Annotated in this window: 15 protein-coding genes; 4 read left to right on the top strand and 11 right to left on the bottom strand. The window is 60.7% G+C overall.

Features of this window, described 5'->3' with window-relative positions; all coding sequences use genetic code 11:
* A partial coding sequence (locus G7Y49_RS10340; RefSeq protein ID WP_206214646.1) for a DUF4143 domain-containing protein occupies positions 1-668 on the top strand: 668 nt, incomplete at its 5' end.
* 316 nt (positions 669-984) lie between these two features.
* Here the strand turns inward: G7Y49_RS10340 and G7Y49_RS10335 are convergent.
* Both G7Y49_RS10335 and G7Y49_RS10330 read right to left on the bottom strand, forming a co-directional pair.
* Positions 985-3,249, bottom strand: coding sequence for a M48 family metallopeptidase (locus G7Y49_RS10335; protein ID WP_165173522.1), 2,265 nt, complete (start codon positions 3,247-3,249; stop codon positions 985-987).
* Entirely contained in the window at positions 3,249-6,044 is a 2,796-nt protein-coding gene (locus tag G7Y49_RS10330) for a nuclease-related domain-containing protein (RefSeq protein WP_165173521.1), read from the bottom strand. Before G7Y49_RS10330 ends, G7Y49_RS10335 begins: the two co-directional genes overlap by 1 nt.
* A 367-nt stretch (positions 6,045-6,411) precedes the next feature.
* Here G7Y49_RS10330 and G7Y49_RS12135 point away from each other — a divergent pair, with 367 nt between their 5' ends.
* The 3 genes from G7Y49_RS12135 to G7Y49_RS10320 all read left to right on the top strand — a co-directional run bounded on the left by G7Y49_RS12135 (position 6,412) and on the right by G7Y49_RS10320 (position 7,538).
* Positions 6,412-6,603, top strand: a complete 192-nt coding sequence (locus tag G7Y49_RS12135; RefSeq protein ID WP_206214645.1) for a hypothetical protein — start codon at positions 6,412-6,414, stop codon at positions 6,601-6,603.
* Between the two features lie 69 nt (positions 6,604-6,672).
* The gene (locus tag G7Y49_RS10325) at positions 6,673-7,116 is read left to right on the top strand and encodes a hypothetical protein (RefSeq protein WP_206214643.1); all 444 of its coding nucleotides are present in this window, start codon (positions 6,673-6,675) and stop codon (positions 7,114-7,116) included.
* 275 nt (positions 7,117-7,391) lie between these two features.
* A complete protein-coding gene (locus G7Y49_RS10320) occupies positions 7,392-7,538 on the top strand; it encodes a hypothetical protein (RefSeq protein WP_165173506.1) in 147 nt (48 codons plus the stop codon).
* Positions 7,539-7,562: 24 nt separating this feature from the next.
* Here the strand turns inward: G7Y49_RS10320 and G7Y49_RS10315 are convergent, their stop codons facing one another.
* From G7Y49_RS10315 to lspA, 9 genes are all read right to left on the bottom strand, one after another.
* The gene (locus G7Y49_RS10315) at positions 7,563-8,825 is read right to left on the bottom strand and encodes a hypothetical protein (protein WP_165173519.1); all 1,263 of its coding nucleotides are present in this window, start codon (positions 8,823-8,825) and stop codon (positions 7,563-7,565) included.
* A complete protein-coding gene (locus G7Y49_RS10310; protein WP_165173518.1) occupies positions 8,818-9,723 on the bottom strand; it encodes an ABC transporter ATP-binding protein in 906 nt (301 codons plus the stop codon). Before G7Y49_RS10310 ends, G7Y49_RS10315 begins: the two co-directional genes overlap by 8 nt.
* Before the next feature lie 55 nt (positions 9,724-9,778).
* On the bottom strand, positions 9,779-10,585 hold the full coding sequence (locus G7Y49_RS10305) for a hypothetical protein (protein ID WP_165173516.1): 807 nt from the start codon (positions 10,583-10,585) through the stop codon (positions 9,779-9,781).
* Positions 10,572-10,985 (bottom strand): RNA polymerase sigma factor, encoded by a 414-nt coding sequence (locus G7Y49_RS10300; RefSeq protein WP_165173514.1) that lies wholly within the window; start codon positions 10,983-10,985, stop codon positions 10,572-10,574. Before G7Y49_RS10300 ends, G7Y49_RS10305 begins: the two co-directional genes overlap by 14 nt.
* Before the next feature lie 32 nt (positions 10,986-11,017).
* Entirely contained in the window at positions 11,018-11,686 is a 669-nt protein-coding gene (vsr, locus tag G7Y49_RS12315) for a DNA mismatch endonuclease Vsr (RefSeq protein WP_241157383.1), read from the bottom strand.
* Positions 11,687-11,695: 9 nt separating this feature from the next.
* Positions 11,696-13,009: a bifunctional phosphopantothenoylcysteine decarboxylase/phosphopantothenate--cysteine ligase CoaBC gene (gene coaBC / locus G7Y49_RS10290; protein ID WP_165173512.1), complete on the bottom strand. Its 1,314-nt coding sequence runs from the start codon at positions 13,007-13,009 to the stop codon at positions 11,696-11,698.
* A 42-nt stretch (positions 13,010-13,051) separates the two neighbouring features.
* Complete coding sequence (gene hemH / locus G7Y49_RS10285; protein WP_165173510.1) at positions 13,052-14,251, bottom strand: ferrochelatase; 1,200 nt, start codon at positions 14,249-14,251, stop codon at positions 13,052-13,054.
* Positions 14,244-15,296 (bottom strand): RluA family pseudouridine synthase, encoded by a 1,053-nt coding sequence (locus tag G7Y49_RS10280; RefSeq protein ID WP_165173508.1) that lies wholly within the window; start codon positions 15,294-15,296, stop codon positions 14,244-14,246. Before G7Y49_RS10280 ends, hemH begins: the two co-directional genes overlap by 8 nt.
* The coding region (lspA, locus tag G7Y49_RS10275; RefSeq protein WP_370519649.1) for a signal peptidase II at positions 15,293-15,881 on the bottom strand (589 nt) is incomplete at its 5' end. The genes G7Y49_RS10280 and lspA, both read right to left, overlap by 4 nt.

The following is a 15,881-nucleotide window of genomic DNA, read 5'->3' as shown; positions in this document are numbered from 1 at the left end:
CGCTCCACCTGCTCGCGGCGCATCGATCTTCTTTCCTGTGGCGTCATCGTCACTTCCTTCCATCAGGTTGCAACGATTGTGGCACCTATCGGCTGGAAGCTGAAGACGCGGAGGTTTTGACGCTTACCAAGCTTGGCTCGATTCCCGACGTGAAGAAGTTCAAGCAGGTCGACCAGGAGTTCCTGTGGCTCACGAAGGCTGGTGTCGCCATACCCGTGTTCGATGTCTCGGCCCCGACCCAGCCGCTCCTCGCAAGCGAGCAGCGCAACCGCTTCAAGCTCTTCTACCTCGACGTCGGGATGCTGACGAGCACCTACTTCAAAACCGAGACGCTCGGATTGCTCGACGGCGACACACGGGCGAACCTCGGCGGCGTCTACGAGAACGCGGTTGCTCAGCAACTCCAATGCCACGGCTTCAGACCGCGCTACTTCACGTCCAAGAAAATAGGGGAACTCGATTTCGTGCTCGAGAGGGCTGATGGCTCGATAGTTGCCATCGAGGTGAAGTCGGGGAGCAGCTACATGACCCATGCTGCGCTCGACAACGCCCTCGCCGTCCGTGATTATCACATCGACGAAGCGATCGTGCTGGCAGAAACCAACGTGAAGGTGTGCGACGGCATCACCTACCTGCCAGTTTATTCCGCATGCCTTCTTGCACCCTGATCGATGTGATTCTTGGCGAAGTCGCTGCTTTAGTTGATTGCTGGCGCCGAGCTCTTGAAGTTTGATCTGTTCCCAAACTGCTCCCAAGCCTCGAAAGAGCTGTCCCAAGGAAAGCATTTCGGGAAACTGGGAGGGACCCTCAGCCTGTGACACGCCGCCACACACGCCGCCCGCCCAAAAGCCCCGTGGCGAAGGCTCATCTAGCGCCTGCGGAGTTGTGGGGCTCCTTCAGCGCTGGCAGCCACGTCGGTATCATCCGCCGCTAGCGGTTCGTTGGAATCGTATAGAGAGGAAATGGCCACAGCGCGCTGTGCGACTAGTAGTATTCATACTCATCGGAATCGCAGCTCGACTCAATGATCTCGTACGCCGTCCAGCTCCATTTACTTTTTTTTGTATCCCAAGACCTTCGAGCTTTGAACTTTATGGTTACGCTGCTCCATTCCCAGGAAGGCACGATCAGCTTCGCCGGAATGAAGCAGCCACATGCAAAGCCAAAGCCTTTCCTTGCTATATCGAGCTCGCCCTCAAACTCTCGCTCCAACGAATCTGCCGGCGCCTCGGCACCCAGTTCGAACGTGACGACTTCCCATTCCCACCTACCTCGCTGCAGCGAGTTCTTCGAATTCCTGAAAGTTCTACGACACACACCGCTTACCTGCTGGCATTGCTTTACGCCTGTTCCTTCCAAGACGGACGGCGATACCCAGATGCTGCCCAAGTTCGATCGGACGAATCCAAAATCTTTGACCAGGTCAATCTCGCCGGAATACGACGCCCTAAAGTAGCCGCTGATCTCCAATTGAGGGTCATACTCTATCTTGCCCAAGAGAGCCCGGCGTTCTGGACCGCAATGCCCCTTGTAGCACTCACCAAGCTCCAAGGAATCGACTAGCCGCTTGTCTTTCATCGACAAACGCTGGAAGACTCCTGACGAAACATCTTTCCCTAAACCTGGCATTACCAAACCCACAAGGTTCTTCTCTTCGTTTTTCCACTCAACGTAAAACTCTGTCCAAGGCAGATCTTCAGCAACGATGTCGTCGGCGCCCGAGGCAAGCTCCTCGTACACGCTCTCGTTGTCGTCCCTCGCGCAAGCGCGTTCGAACCAGTCGTTCTCTTTCATCGCCTCGACACGGGGTGAAGGCTTCCAGCCGTTCTCTTCCCTAAACTTTGCAACCAACAGCGCCTCTGTCTTAGCGCGGTCATACTCACCTTTGTCAGAAAAGAACACCATGGCATCTTCGTGAACTGCAAGGGAGGTTTGCAGATCTTTTGAAACGTGCAGGCCCTTGAAGAGACATTTTTCGTAGGATTCCTCGGACTCTTGTTTCCATGCTCTGCCGTACGCAGCCCAAGACCAGGCGTCCTTTGGCTTCGAAGCAACTATATCCGCCAATCTTGCCCTAGCCTCAGAGAACCTCTCCAACACAACCAGGAGCTTCCCGAGTCCGTACGATTCCCAAATCCAGTCCTTACATTCATCCCTCTCGAGAATCTTTGAAACAGCTTCTGCGCCGGTCTCCATTTCGGAATTCGTTGCGATGTATGCACCTGTTTGATCCTTCGCCTCAAGTGCGCCAAGGTAGGCTTTTGTAAGATCCTGCGCTCGAGAGGGGTAAGTCTGCTCTCCGTCAATGCGTGGGTTAAAGTCAGAGCCGCTCAGGCTCTCTAATCCATACCACTCAACCAAGTCGATTATTCCGCGTGGATTATCTTTTAATCCTACCGAGAACATGGTTAGGACATCCATGCAATGCATCTCGGTGCCTGGTCCCCACTGCTTCACGGAAGCTAGTAGGTTTTCAAGCCCTTGCTGGTTCTTCGCCTTTCTCATTTCCCAGCCTACGTGGACAACCTTGCCAGTCGCATACGTCATGACCTCGCGGGTCTCATAATTGCCGGGGTTAAAGAATCTCATGGCGGCCAAAATATCTGTGAACGCCATCAGATTGAAGCCCCTGCCTTGTTCGTCACCGGATGAGATCTTCAACTCGTCATATAAAGCCCAAAGAATCGCAGGAAATGCCACGGCTGCATTCAGGTTATCCATGATCTGGAAATCGAAATTGCCCGCGAGGACATCTCGCCATTGACATCCCTTTAGCCCAAGCCATGACAGAACTCTTGCCGCGCCTGGCTGATCCAGTCTCAATCCGACCAGAAGCATACGGGCCACTTCTTGATCAAACAGGAACGACTGATGTTGCCACTGACATACCTCTTCCGACAGGAGGCGCAAATCCGCAGTCCTGCCGGCTTTCCTCAAGCCCCAACCGACAGAACAGATCTTCTGCTTAACTTGATTAATGAAAAGATCATCGCGATCCGTGTCTATTGGAAATATACGAATTTGTGCCAGAGTGCTCTTGAAAGCCGACACATCTCTATAGAACCTCGTACCCTTATCAAAATAGCGTTTAAGGCAATCGTGTAGAACCCATGTGTACGAAGATAAAAACGTGTCCTCTCGGTTCCCCTGGGAGAACTGCTGCTTGGCGAGCATATAAGCCTCCCTGAGTTGGCCACCCTTTCGAAGCTGGGTCACCTTTTCTGCTTCTGGACTCCGCTGATAGGCCATCACTCGTCACCTCTCCCAAGTGCCAACCTTGCGACTTTCTGGAAAAGGGCTCTGCTTCCACCCAACCTGTCCACCCTCGTCACGAAGCCTTTTGCGTTGTAATAGGAGACAGCTAAACATTTTTCGCCGTCTTGTGACAGTTCCAGTTCGTCACGGAATGCGGTTGACCTAGTGATCTTGGCAGAAAAACCAGGCCCCAGGAGACGCTCCAAGTAGCCATACGCATCGGCAACAGCAGAGCACGGCGCGGTCGCAAGAGACGAATCGCCCAAAATACGCACGAGCTCCAGGAACAGCTCAGTGCTGCCCTTCTGCTTTACAGGGGATTTGACCCTCAGATTCTTATCGTAGGAAAACGCAACGGCAAGCGATTCGTCGCCCTTCGTCAGCAGAAACCTCTCCTGGTAGCTCGAAGATCCAAGGTGCTCGATTTCGACATCTCTCAATGGCAGAGCCGCCAGGAATTCTTGAATGGCGGCTGCGGGCTTTTCATTTTCGTCCATCTGCAGAAGGACCGCCCTCTTCTCACCTGAGGGGGCATTGGAGGGATCTTCCACAAATGAAGCATCGAGGAAAGGCGTGACGTCGGACCATCGAAGCATTGCAAGCGATTTCTTTGCTCTGCTGGCGCCGGTGTAAATGAATCTGAAGTATTGCTCGCTTCTCTTGCCTAGATTAGCAGCATTTGCGAAAAGGGTCACCTTGTCCCACAGGTAAGCCATGGCTTTGTGCGCGGTAAGACACCATCCATACCGAGCACATATCGCACCCTCAATCAAGGCAAGTTCCGAGTGAGGCATCTCAAGAAGCGCGACTCTGTTTTCCTTCCTGTGCCTTATCTCGTATTCGGTTAGCGAGACTCCGTCGTCCTTATTGCGATACTGACCGTTTTTGTTAACTGAGTAATTTCCATCAGCAATCATCGAATCAAACCAAGGATCGCCGGGAGCAAATGGATGGTCCTCTTCGTATTTCGACTCAATCTGGCTTGCCCGAATCTTAAGCACTTGCTCCTGGTTTGAGCTCAACCTCGGCTCGTCGGAATCAAGCACATCCATTACAAGACATCCGCGAAATTCGCTTCCGTCACCTTCGGGCACGAAAGTAAACGGAACCAAGCTGAGAGTCTCGCCGTCCTCCTCAAAGGGACCTACGACGATGGGCGTCGGATCAACGGATTGGACTTGGACGAACGCCCCGCTTCCAATGATTTGCGGAAATGTTCCCTGCTCACGAACCGGGCGTGCAACGAATTGGTCGGATATGAGGAGAATGTCCCCACGAGCTAGTTTTAGCCCGTTGCCGACAATCCGTTTCTTTATAAAAAGGTTGAGGTCTTTTGCCTGGCCATTTGTATACGTGATGATCTTGTGGTTGGGCCAATCGGCAGCAGCGTCAGCTAACAAATCAATTTCGGACGTTTCCGGCGGAGTTGACAGCCCGTCGCCGCTTTCAATCTCACATAGAGAAAAAACATGCTGGTCTATGCTCCCAGCAAGCTGTCCGCATACTTCCTCAATAGCGTTGGTAGGCTCAGTCTCAGGAATGGCCTTCTTCAAAACGGAAACGGAGCCAGGATACGCCTGCTCGCTAAGACTTGATTGCGAGACAGAACCGTAGCTCAGCTGATGCGCATCCCCAACGAAGACAACTTTGTTGGATGTCGTGTGGTCGCTAGTCAGGCCAAGATACGCGAGGGTGTCGGTTAAAAGCCTCCCGGACCCAAAAATTATTGATGAGTCATTCCATTCCGAATCGGAAACAAGCTGACTTTCGCACACGATGAGCATCGAGCGTGCTTCGATCTGCTTTGACTGCTCATCATCGAGTTCGAGAACATGCGCGTGCTGGCGAAGCGGGACAACCTCAACCCCGTTTTTCGTCTTCTTGTTCGAAATGTCATAGATTTCGGAATAGAGACTTCCTTCAGACTGAAAACCATATGAGAGGTTATCGCCCGTCTTTCGAGTTGGAACCAAGATGGGCACGTCATTGAATCCCGCCATCAAAGCTGTTTCCCTCGCCTGGAGGGCAGCACTCCATCTGCGCGACCCCGAGTCGCACGTTAATACCATGACGCTCGATTCGCCTTCAACGAAAGACTTCAAAGACGACTCGATGTCTTCATCAAGGTCAGGCAGCGGCTCTTTCAAGGGCGCCGGCTCCAAAACAGCAGGGACAACAAAGCAGTCATACTCGTTTGTTTCAAAAATCCTGCTCAGTGACGTAATGAATTTCTTGTTTAAGAGTCCTGCGCCATGTCGATTCACGTTAACGGCGTCGAATACCGCCTCTATGAAAGTCCTACTATCAGCTATTGAAAAAGTCCTGGTGAACCTCCTGGGGATTCTATTCTCCAATTCCATTGAGTCAGCAAAGCAAACCATGGTCTTGATATGTCCAGTATCGAAGTCGCCAAGATCGTTCCGGCAGAATGTTTTCAAGATTCTCTTGAGTCGGCTTCTTTGAATGCCGAGCTGGCAATAAGGATTAGGGCTACTTCCTCCCGCAACCCTGACGCCAGAAGAGGTCATCCAGACCCCCTGCTCAAAGTTCACCTCAGCAGGCAAAGTAAGGACACCGGAGTAGTCCTTAAAATCAATGATTACCATCATAGAATCTGTGATCAACAGAGCATCGATCTGCAGCTTGTCAATTGCCGTGCATGTCGGCATCCCCAAGAGAAGGCCATCGATGTCTTTTGAATCAAAGTACTTTTTAAGTTCGCGCGCGAAAAATCTAAAAAACTCGTTCTCGTGAGAGAAATCTGCGACGCCACATCTAACCTCAAGCATGAAAACCTTATCCTTACCTAAAACATAATGTTACCGAACTCCGCTTTGTTCAGTCCATGAACATTTTACAACCAACGAACAACGCGCATTTGTACAAGCAGAATGCTACGGGCCCGCACAGAGGGCTTCCTCGGCTCCTGCGGAGTTATGGCAGATCCTCCGGCGCTGGCTAGCCACGTCGGAATCGCCCGCCGCTGGCGGCTCCTTGGAATCATGTTCCTCAGCCACCCGCCCCTGTTAGCAGGCGCTGAAATCATCGACGGCACTAGGCCGACTCCCATGAGCTCCGCCGCCTCCCTGCTAACGGCCTTTGAGTCGCATGCGAACCCGCTCGCTGCGCTCATCCCGCACAACATCCCACAAATCCATGAGAAATAGGCCTCCACGTCCATGGATTGGCGCGGATGACAAGGGATGCTTCCTCGGACTCATGCAGGACGGCTCCGCTCCCGGGGCCGCATGCGGTTCGGCAGCCAAGGGCTGCAAAGCAGCCGCCCTCCAGGACCTTGACGTCGACCTAGGCACCTACAACGAGTTCGTCATCGGAACGCCCACCTGATGGTGCACCATAGCTCCCGCGGCGCTTACCCTCCTACATGGCAGCGCCGCCGCCCTCGCCAGCAAGCGCGTGAGCTGCTTCATGACCAACGGCAGCTGGCCCGGCCGCATCATCGACAACATGGAGCGCATGCTGGCGGAAAGAGACCTGGGTCCCAGCCTGGAGGTGCAGTTCGACAACCTGGGCGGCCCTGAGCAGCAGACCCCATATCCAAGGTGGACGCCTGCATTGGGAAGCTGTAGGGGGCACCATATGCGCAAGATATCCGACATCATCCGCACCACCGCCGACGTGCGCGGCATGGACCCCAAGCAGCTTGAGGTGCTTTCGGCCTACGAGGCCTTCACCGAGACCATGTCCGCAACGACTGCTTGGTCATGGACGCCCTCATGGAGCCCGGCGCCCGCTGCCGGCACGCCGGTGGACGCATGCGGCCCCGCGAGGACTGGTTCGAGGAAATTGAAAGCGGTTCCATGCGCTACCACGGGGCCGACATCGTCGAGGTGTCGGTAACGCTCGACGACGACTGAGCCGTCGTGAACCCCGTCGTGAAGATCAACACCGACATCTGAGGCATGAGCAAGACCTAGACCATGAGCATCACTACGCACATGCACCGCGTTGACGGCAGATGGCTCTACTCCGAGGAAATCCGCTACTCGCCTTCTCGTAATCAATCGGGCAATCTTCAATTCGGATTTACGGTACGACAATATTCGGATTTGTGTTGGTCATTTATTCGGATTCTTGGCGGCTCGAGCGCCCTCTCACGGCGAGTCAGCCTTTCCTTGACGCGCAACCTCTGCCAGTCAGCCACGCAGGCGACGCTCGCCTGCGACGTGTACAACCTCGCCGTCCTCACCGGCATGGGAGAAGTCGCCTACCGACGCGCTGACGGCATCTACGTGATACCCATTCGCGCCTTGGGGGCCTGAGTTTGGGCGTCGGGCAGTGCTTCCCTATGCCACCTGGTGCTTGCTGAAGCTACGAGCGGCGAACGCTGAGCCGCCGACGAACAGGACCATGTAGAGGATTGCGATCATGACAGGGTATTCGACGACGACCGAGCCGAGCGAATAGGACACCATGTCGAACAGGTTGTACGGGTTCAAGGCGTTGCAGGGGAATAGAAACATCACGTGATTCACCAGATTGTCGTGGAGGTTCGGAACATAAAGCGGAAGCATGACAATTGCCACGCAAGCAGCCAAGATGCCCATGGAGGATTTCATGCGGGCCGAAAGAGCAAGCGTCAGCCCCAAAAGCCCGAGCACGGCAAGGTATCCCACAAGGCAGCAGATAAGCGACGCCGCCAGGAGGCTTAAGTCGTAGGTGCAGGTCAGCATGATGATTTGCATGTGCAGCCCGGCTCCGCCCGCGCCGAAGAACACGAGCGGCACGATGAGCAGCGCAAGCGCCATGAGCCAGTAGATGCCGCTCGAAACAATAACAGCCGCGATGACCTTGGCTTTCCCTAGGTGTGATTTCCCGAGCTTCGCCGAGAGCAGCACCGCATCGGTCTTTTCCCGATACTCGACGTTGAACGTCGAGGCGCAGGCGATGACAACGGCAAGGAGCGCGAAGAGGAGGTATTGCGCCAGATAGAGGAAGTCTGTCCATCCACCTGCGTATCCGTACTCGACAGGGGCAGAGACGCTGTTGGCCTTGTCTGTCCAGAAGGCCTTTTCAGCATCGGTGTAGGTGAAAGCTCCTTCTGCGTCCTCAAGCTGGGAGGCGATGCTTGAGCGCACCTGCCCGTAGAGATCGACCGTCTCTGAGGTGTCGACAGCGGCGGCGACGGATCGAGGCGTCTGGTGGCCAACCATCCAAGGGCGCGTCAAAAGGGTCAGATATGAGCCGTGCGTCGCGTTGAACTGCCAACACTCTGCGGCTTTCTCGCTTGCAGCCGCATCACCCGGGACGGTCCGGTATTCGTCCTTCACTTCGCCCTCGTCGTCAAGGAACGTCTTGTATTCGCGAAGGGCCTCAGTTGCGCGCTCGTTGGTGATGGGTCCCGCAAGTGCATCGGCGTTCGCCTTCATCTGCGCGATGGCCGCCGTACCGGCCAGGTCTCCGTCCACCTGGTTGGGATCGGACGCGCGTTGCTGGACGATGTTGAGGCAGAGGATGGCGCACAGAATGGCGAGGATGACGCCGAAGGAGACCTGCGCAACGCGTCTCGAGCAGATCTTCTTGATCTCGAACCTGATCAGGCTACCCATGATATGCCTCCTTCTCTTCGGCAGCATCGCCGGATTGCTCGTTGAACAGGTGCAGGTACACATCCTCCAACGTCGGCTCGACGGAGTGGGCCTGAGCGTGGGGGCGAGCCTCTGAGACGAGGCGCACGACAGCCATGCCGCTTCGGTCGTAGTGGAGGCTTCCGACATTCATGCGCGCGGCCATGGCATCGGCTTCCTGCGGAGTAACACGGTATTCCCAAACGCATCCGCGGATGCCTGCGGCAATCTGCTCGACCGTTCCCGTCATGACAAGGGAGCCGGCGCGCATCATGAGGATCTCGTCGGCAATGTATTTGACGTCGGAAACGATATGGGTGGAGAGGACGACGATCTTGTCCTGCGCAAGAGAAGAGATGAGGTTGCGGAAGCGAACGCGCTCCTTGGGATCGAGGCCGGCAGTCGGCTCGTCAAGCACGAGAATCTTCGGATCGTTGATAACCGCCTGCGCGATGCCGAGCCGCTGCTTCATGCCGCCCGAAAACGTTTTGATTTTCTGCTTGGAGACATCCGCGAGGCCGACCATGTCAAGGAGCACCGTTGAACGCTTTCTCGCCGAATGCTTGTCAAGCCCTTTGAGCGCAGCCAGGTAGCGCATGAAGTCAAGGGCGGTGAAATCGGGGTAGTACCCGAAGTCCTGCGGCAGATACCCAAGAAGGCTCCGGTAGTCAGCGCCGAGCTGCTCGATGGGTTTTCCGTTCCACAAAACGCTTCCGGAAGTAGGTTTGAGCACGTCGCATATCATGCGCATGAGGGTGGTTTTTCCGGCTCCGTTAGCACCGAGGAGTCCGTAGACTCCAGGGGCGAAGGCCGCGCTCACGCGATCAACCGCAATGGCCGAGCCGAACTGCCTGGTGAGCCGGTCGAGTGTAAGTTCCATAAGGAGTCCTTTCTGCTTTTGGAGCGTGGTGCTTGGTTCTGAGTCAATTTGCGCCTTAGAAAAGGGTCAGATGCGCCATGCGGGGCGTGCTGTCCTGCGCCACCTGCGAAACGAGCCGCTTCGCCTCTAAGGCCGACAAGGACAAGGCTACGACCAGGGCTAAGAGCCAAACGGCTAGGGAGGCGTCGGCGTACCAGTGCGGAATGATCGCGTCGGAGGCCCAGATTGCCCCTATAGTGCAGATTGCCGCCGCAGCGCACGCTTTGACTCCACGTCCGTGGGTGATGCGCGTCAGATGGAAGCAGATCGCGCAGAAGGCGAAAAACGGCGTCGCAGCATAGAGGAAGACTCTGAACGAATCCCCGCCGGCTATGGCTGGGACAAGGCATACCGCAATCGACATCCAGAGCACGTCGGCAAGCCCGAAGAGGACAAGCCTGCTCACCAGCACTTGCGCGGAGTCATGGCAGCACGATGCCTCCAGTTCGGCCACGTTGTCTTCAAAGCTCTTGAGCACTGACGGCACGGCGATGGCAACGGAGAGCACAGCTGCTATCATCACGACGAGCAGGGCCGACTCGCTTCTGCCGTAAGCGCTTACCATGAGCAGCATCCCGGCAAGCAGCGCTGCCTGCGCCACCCAAGCCAGTGGCCTTATGAAGCGGAGCTGCTCGATGACGAAGCGCCAGAACGGCGTTGCTTCGAGCTGTGCGCTGCTTGCGTGGCTTTCGGCCGCATGTCGCGCGGCCTCTTCTGCGGCCATTGCGACGGCGTGGGCCTTCGCCTCCTCGTCTACGGGAGCGTCGCTGTTTCTGTAATAGCTTCGCAGGCGTTCTTTCGTTGGGGCGTTAATCGGTATCATCTCCCATCATCTTCTTGAGATTGCTGAGCGCACGCTGCTCTATGCGATAGAGCGCAAACCTCGACTTGCTCAAGATCGCGGCAACATCCGCCACCTTGAGGTCCTGCCCGTAGCGAAGCTCTAACACTTCGCGCTCTTCAGCCGGCAGGCGAGAGAGCGCGTCTGCCAAAAGAAGATCTTGCTGAAAGTGCTCCTGCGCCGGATCGGAAATGGTTTCCGCATCGGCTTCGCCAAACGAGCTGACCGGTCGCGCACGTCTTGCGATGTCGATGCAAACGTTTCTGGCACAGGTGTAGAGGTATGCAAGCGGCTTCTCTCTGGAGTCATAGAGGGCGCGGGATTTCGCCAGACGGAGAAAAACCTCCTGCGCGGCATCCTTGGCGTCTTCTGCTGTGGGCAAGCGTCAGCGCTTTGCGCTTCTGCGCGGGCGCGTCACGCTCTCGCGGGGAGGAGATCGGTGCGGGGCGGGTCGGCTTCGCGGCGGACGGCTTCGTGGAGCTTGCGGCGGGTGGCTTCGAGATGGCTCTTCTTGAGCTCGTGCTCCCAGATGTAGACCACCTTCCAGCCGGCTTCCTCGAGGGCGCGCCGCGTGCGCGCGTCGCGCTCGACGTTGCGGTCGAACTTGGCCTGCCAGTACGCCACGTTGCTCTTGGGCTGCGGCAGGTCGCACACAGGACAGCGATGCCAGAAGCACCCCATGACGAAGATCGCGATCTTGCGGCCGGGATACGCGATGTCGGGATGCCCCGGCGCCTTCTTCCAGTCGAGCCGGTAGCCGGGATAGCCCAGCTCGCGCAGCAGGGCGCGCACCTTGAGCTCAGGCGTGGTGTCGCGCCGCTTGTTGCCCTGCATGCACTTGCGCACCGCCGCGCTCGTGGCGGCGGGCGCCTGGCGCAGGATGTCATCGGCTGCGGCCGCATTTACGGGCGGGTGCGGGTCATCAGCTGTGGCTGCTGGCTCGGGCGGACGCACATCATCAGCTGTGGACGCTGGCGCGGACGAACGCGCGTCGGCGGCTGTGGCCGCTGGCTCGGGCGGACGCGCGTCGTCAGCTCCGCCCGCAAGCGCGGGCGCGCCCTCTTCGACCTCGGGTTTTTCCACGCCGCGCTCCTACCGCAGGCCCACGACCGCGTCCAGGACGGCGTCCGCCAGCGCGGCCTTGCTCATGAGCGGCAGCTCGCGCGTGCCTGCCGCGTCGACGAGCCACACCTTGTTGTCGTCGGTGCCGAAGGCGCGGCCCTCCCCCACCTCGTTGGCGACGATGAGGTCAGCGTGCTTGGACGTAAGCTTGCGGCGAGCGTTGCCGAGCACGTCGTCCGTCTCGGCGGCAAAGCCCACCACGAGCTGGTCGGCGCGCTTTTCCCGCGCGAGCGTCGCGAGGACGTCAGGGTTCTCCACGAGCTCGACGGCGCGAAGCGACGCGTCGTCGGCGCCCTTCTTGAGCTTGCGTTCGGCGGGGCAGGCGGGCCGGAAGTCGGCTACCGCCGCCGTGAACACCGCGATGTCAGCGCCTGCGAAAGGCGCGCGCGCCGCGTCGAGCATCTCGCGCGCCGTCTTGACGCGGATCACGTCCACGCCCGCCGGCGCCTCGAGCGCCACCGGCCCCGAGACGAGCGTCACCCGCGCGCCGCGCGCAGCCGCTGCAGCTGCCAACGCGTATCCCGTCTTGCCGCTCGAGTAGTTGGAGAGGTAGCGCACCGCGTCGAGGGGCTCCACGGTCGGGCCGGCCGTCACCATCACGCGCAGGCCCGCCAGGTCGCGCGCGACCGCGCCGGAGGCCGCTGAGCTGGCAGATGCCGACGCGCCAGAAGCCGCTGATTCGCCAACAGCTGCGCACGCTGGTGCCGCCGCGCCTTCGCAGCCGCCCGCCGCACCCGTCGCGCGCGCCTCGCGCAGCGCGTCGAGCGTGGCGCCCACGATGACGTCCACGTCGGCCAGACGCCCGCGACCCACGTCACCGCAGGCCAGGTACCCCTCGCCCGCCTCGATGACGCGCACGCCGCGCCCGCGCAGGCGCGCGAGGTTCTCCTGCGTCGCGGCCGCCTCGTACATGTGCACGTTCATGGCGGGTGCGATCAGAAGCGGCGCAGTAGTGGCGAGGGCCGTGGTGGTGAGCAGGTCGTCGGCGATGCCGCAGGCTATCTTGGCCGCCACGTTGGCCGTGCACGGCGCGACGAGGAACGCGTCGCACTCCTGTGCGAGCGAGACGTGGTGGATGGGGTCGCTCGCGTCGTCGAACAGGCCCACGGCGACGGGCTCGTGCGTGAGGGCGCGGAACGTGGTGGGGCCCACGAACTCGCATGCGTGCTCGGTCATGACCACCTTGCACCGCACGCCCGCCTTCTGCAGGCCGCGCACGACCTCGCAGCTCTTGTAGGCGGCGATGCACCCGGTCACGCCCACCAAAACACACGGTTCGCTCATCGTTCGTCCTTTCGCGCGCTCCTCGCCGCCCCTGCCGCGGGCCTAGTCGAGCGCATCTCCCACGTACGGCGCGAGCACGTGCGCGAGCACGCGCACGTGCGCCTTGCTCTTGTTGAGGCACGGCACGTACGTGAACGCCTCATGCGCCGCAGGCGCCGCAGACGCTCCGGGCGCCGTGTGCGCGCCAGCCCTCTTCGCCACGCGCGCCGCGTCGGCCTTCCCTTCCGCACTCGCGCCGGCCGCGCGCAGCGCCGCCAGATAGCCCGGCTTGAGCTCGCGCTCCACGTCGTAGAGCGTCTCGAGGCAGTCCACCGCGAAGTTCGGGCACACCATGAACACGCGCGAGCGCGCGCCCGACTTCGCCCAGCTCGCAAGCGTCTGAGACGCGAAAGGCGCCAGCCACTCACGCCCCTTGTCGAAGCGGCACTGGTAGGCCACCGTCCAGCGCCTGCGCTCGAGCCCGAGCTCGTTGGCCACGCCCAGGCTCGTCGCGCCCGCCTGGAGCTCGTAGGTGTCGCCGCGCTCGATGTCCGAGAGCGGGATGGAGTGGAACGAGAACAGCAGGCGGTCGTCCGAGTCCACGTCAAAGCCCGCGCGCCTCACCGAGGCCGCGATGGCGCGCAGGTAGACCGGGTCGTCGTGGTAGCTGTCGATGACGGCGACCTCGCCCTTGAAGCGCGCCTTGCGCACCGCGCGCGCCACGCCGTCGGACACCGCGCCCGTGGTGGAGTACGCGCCCTGGGGGTACAGCGGCAGCACCACGAGGGAGTCGCACCCCGAGGCGCGCAGGTCGCGCACCGCGTGGGGCAGGGTGGGCTCGCTGTAGCTCATGGCGAAGCGCACCTCCACGTCAAGCCCGCGCTCGCGGTAGTGCGCCGCGAGCCCCTGGGAGAGGCGCTCGTGCGCGACGATGAGCGGCGAGCCCTCGGGCGTCCAGATGGCCCGGTACTTCTCGGCCGAGGCCACGGCGCGCTTCGGCAGGATGAACAGGTGCAGGATGCACCACCACAGCACGCGGTTCATCGGCGCGATGCGCGGGTCCATGAGGAAGCGCCCCAGATACGCGCGCACCGCCGCCGGCGTGGGCTCCTCGGGCGTCCCCGTGTTCACGAGGAGCACGCCCGTCTTCGCGCACCCGCCCGCGGCAGCGCCCGTGCCCGCCGCGCCCCGCGCCCGCCCGGCACGGCGCCCGCCTGAGCCGATGCTCGCCCCCGCATGCGCCCTGCCCGCGGCCTCAGTCATAGATGACCCCTTCGATCGAGGGCTTCGGCGAGCGCGCCATGAGCGCGGCCACCTCCTCGCCCGCCGCCGTCTTGCCCATGCTGCGCTCCTTCAGGTCGTCGAGCACCGCGGCCAGGTCACGCGGCAGGTTGTCCGCGAAGGAGAGCTCCTCACCCGTCAGGGGGTGCGCAAAGCCCACGCGGAAGGAGTGGAGGAACTGCCGTCTGAGGCCCAGCTGGGCCTCAGGGTCGCGCGGGCCGTTCGCAACGTACACCGGGTCGCCCACGATGGGGTGGCGCGTGTACTGCATGTGCACGCGGATCTGGTGCGTGCGCCCCGTGAACAGCTTGCACTCGATGAGCGTGTAGCCGTCGTCGCGCCGGGCGTGCTCGAAGCGCTCGAGCACCCGAAACGTCGTGATGGCCTCGCGCGCGGAGGGCACGTCGCGCACCGCCATGCGCGTGCGCTCGCTGGCCGCGCGCGCGATGGGCGCGTCGACCATGCCCGTGTCATGCGCCATGACGCCGTGGACGAGCGCGATGTAGCGCCGGTCGATGGCGCGGGCGCGGATGTCGTCCATGAGCGCGAGGCCCGCCTCGTCGGTCTTGGCCGCGAGCATGAGCCCGCTCGTGTCGCGGTCGAGCCGGTGCACGATGCCGAGCCGGTCGTCCTCGCCCTGCACGTTGCACAGGTTCTCGGCCCCGCAGTGGAAGATGAGGGCGTTCACCAACGTGCCGTCGGCATGGTCGACGCTCGGGTGACACACGAGCCCCACCTGCTTCGAGAGCACGATGAGGTCTTCGTCCTCGTAGCGTATGTCCAGGTCGATGGGCTGTCCGTACACGGGAAGCTGCTCGGGCTCCTCGTCGAGCTCGCAGACGACGGCCTCGCCCGCGCTCACCTTGTGCTTCTTCGCCGCAACGCGCCCGCCCACGAGCACGCGCCCCTCCTCGACGGCGCGCGCGGCCGCCGAGCGGCTCGCGTACAGGGCGTGCTCGGCCAGAAGCGCGTCAAGGCGCTTGCCCGCGTCAGCAGCGGTGGCCACATGGCAGACCGAGCGGCTCATGAGCGCTTCTCCTGCCGCCACTCGAGCGCGAGCGCCGCGAACACCAGGACGACGCCGCAGGTCACGCCGATGTCAGCCACGTTGAACACCGGGAAGTCGATGAACACGGGCTCGATGAAGTCCACCACGTACCCTAAGGCGAAGCGGTCGAGCGCGTTGCCGATGCCGCCCGCGAACACGAGCGCGAGCCCGACGTTCATCACCAGCGAGGAGGTGCGCGCCGTGGCCGCGGCGTAGGCCAGGAGCGCGCCGCACACCACGACGGCGAGCACGCCGAGCGCGAAGGTCATGTCGCCGAACATGCCCCACGCGGCGCCCGTGTTGTGAACGAGGCGCAGCTGGAAGACGCCTGCGAAGGGCCCGGCGATGAGCTCGCCGGGCTCATAGGCGTTGAACGCCCGCTTGGAGACGACGTCGAGCGCAAGCCACGCGCACGCCACCGCGCAGAACGCAGCCAGGTTGCGGGCGCGCCGGTTCGTCGGGGCGACGGGGGCTGCCGGAGCCGCAACGGGGGCTGCCGCGCCCGTGGCAGAGCCGCCACCGCCGCCCGCGCCCGCCAGCTCACCCGCGCCCGCGGGGCCCGCT

The sequence above is a fragment of the Adlercreutzia sp. ZJ242 genome, from assembly GCF_011038995.1.
Taxonomy (GTDB): domain Bacteria; phylum Actinomycetota; class Coriobacteriia; order Coriobacteriales; family Eggerthellaceae; genus CAAEEV01.
This window is presented reverse-complemented; position numbering and strand designations above follow the sequence as displayed.

What these genes read in the sequence shown, in the direction of transcription:
- G7Y49_RS10335 (WP_165173522.1), bottom strand. Translation starts at nt 3,249, where the DNA reads ATGGCCTATCAGCGGAGTCCAGAAGCAGAAAAGGTGACCCAGCTTCGA.
- G7Y49_RS10330 (WP_165173521.1), bottom strand. Translation starts at nt 6,044, where the DNA reads ATGCTTGAGGTTAGATGTGGCGTCGCAGATTTCTCTCACGAGAACGAG.
- G7Y49_RS12135 (WP_206214645.1), top strand. Translation starts at nt 6,412, where the DNA reads ATGAGAAATAGGCCTCCACGTCCATGGATTGGCGCGGATGACAAGGGA.
- G7Y49_RS10315 (WP_165173519.1), bottom strand. Translation starts at nt 8,825, where the DNA reads ATGGGTAGCCTGATCAGGTTCGAGATCAAGAAGATCTGCTCGAGACGC.
- G7Y49_RS10310 (WP_165173518.1), bottom strand. Translation starts at nt 9,723, where the DNA reads ATGGAACTTACACTCGACCGGCTCACCAGGCAGTTCGGCTCGGCCATT.
- G7Y49_RS10305 (WP_165173516.1), bottom strand. Translation starts at nt 10,585, where the DNA reads ATGATACCGATTAACGCCCCAACGAAAGAACGCCTGCGAAGCTATTAC.
- coaBC (WP_165173512.1), bottom strand. Translation starts at nt 13,009, where the DNA reads ATGAGCGAACCGTGTGTTTTGGTGGGCGTGACCGGGTGCATCGCCGCC.
- hemH (WP_165173510.1), bottom strand. Translation starts at nt 14,251, where the DNA reads ATGACTGAGGCCGCGGGCAGGGCGCATGCGGGGGCGAGCATCGGCTCA.
- G7Y49_RS10280 (WP_165173508.1), bottom strand. Translation starts at nt 15,296, where the DNA reads ATGAGCCGCTCGGTCTGCCATGTGGCCACCGCTGCTGACGCGGGCAAG.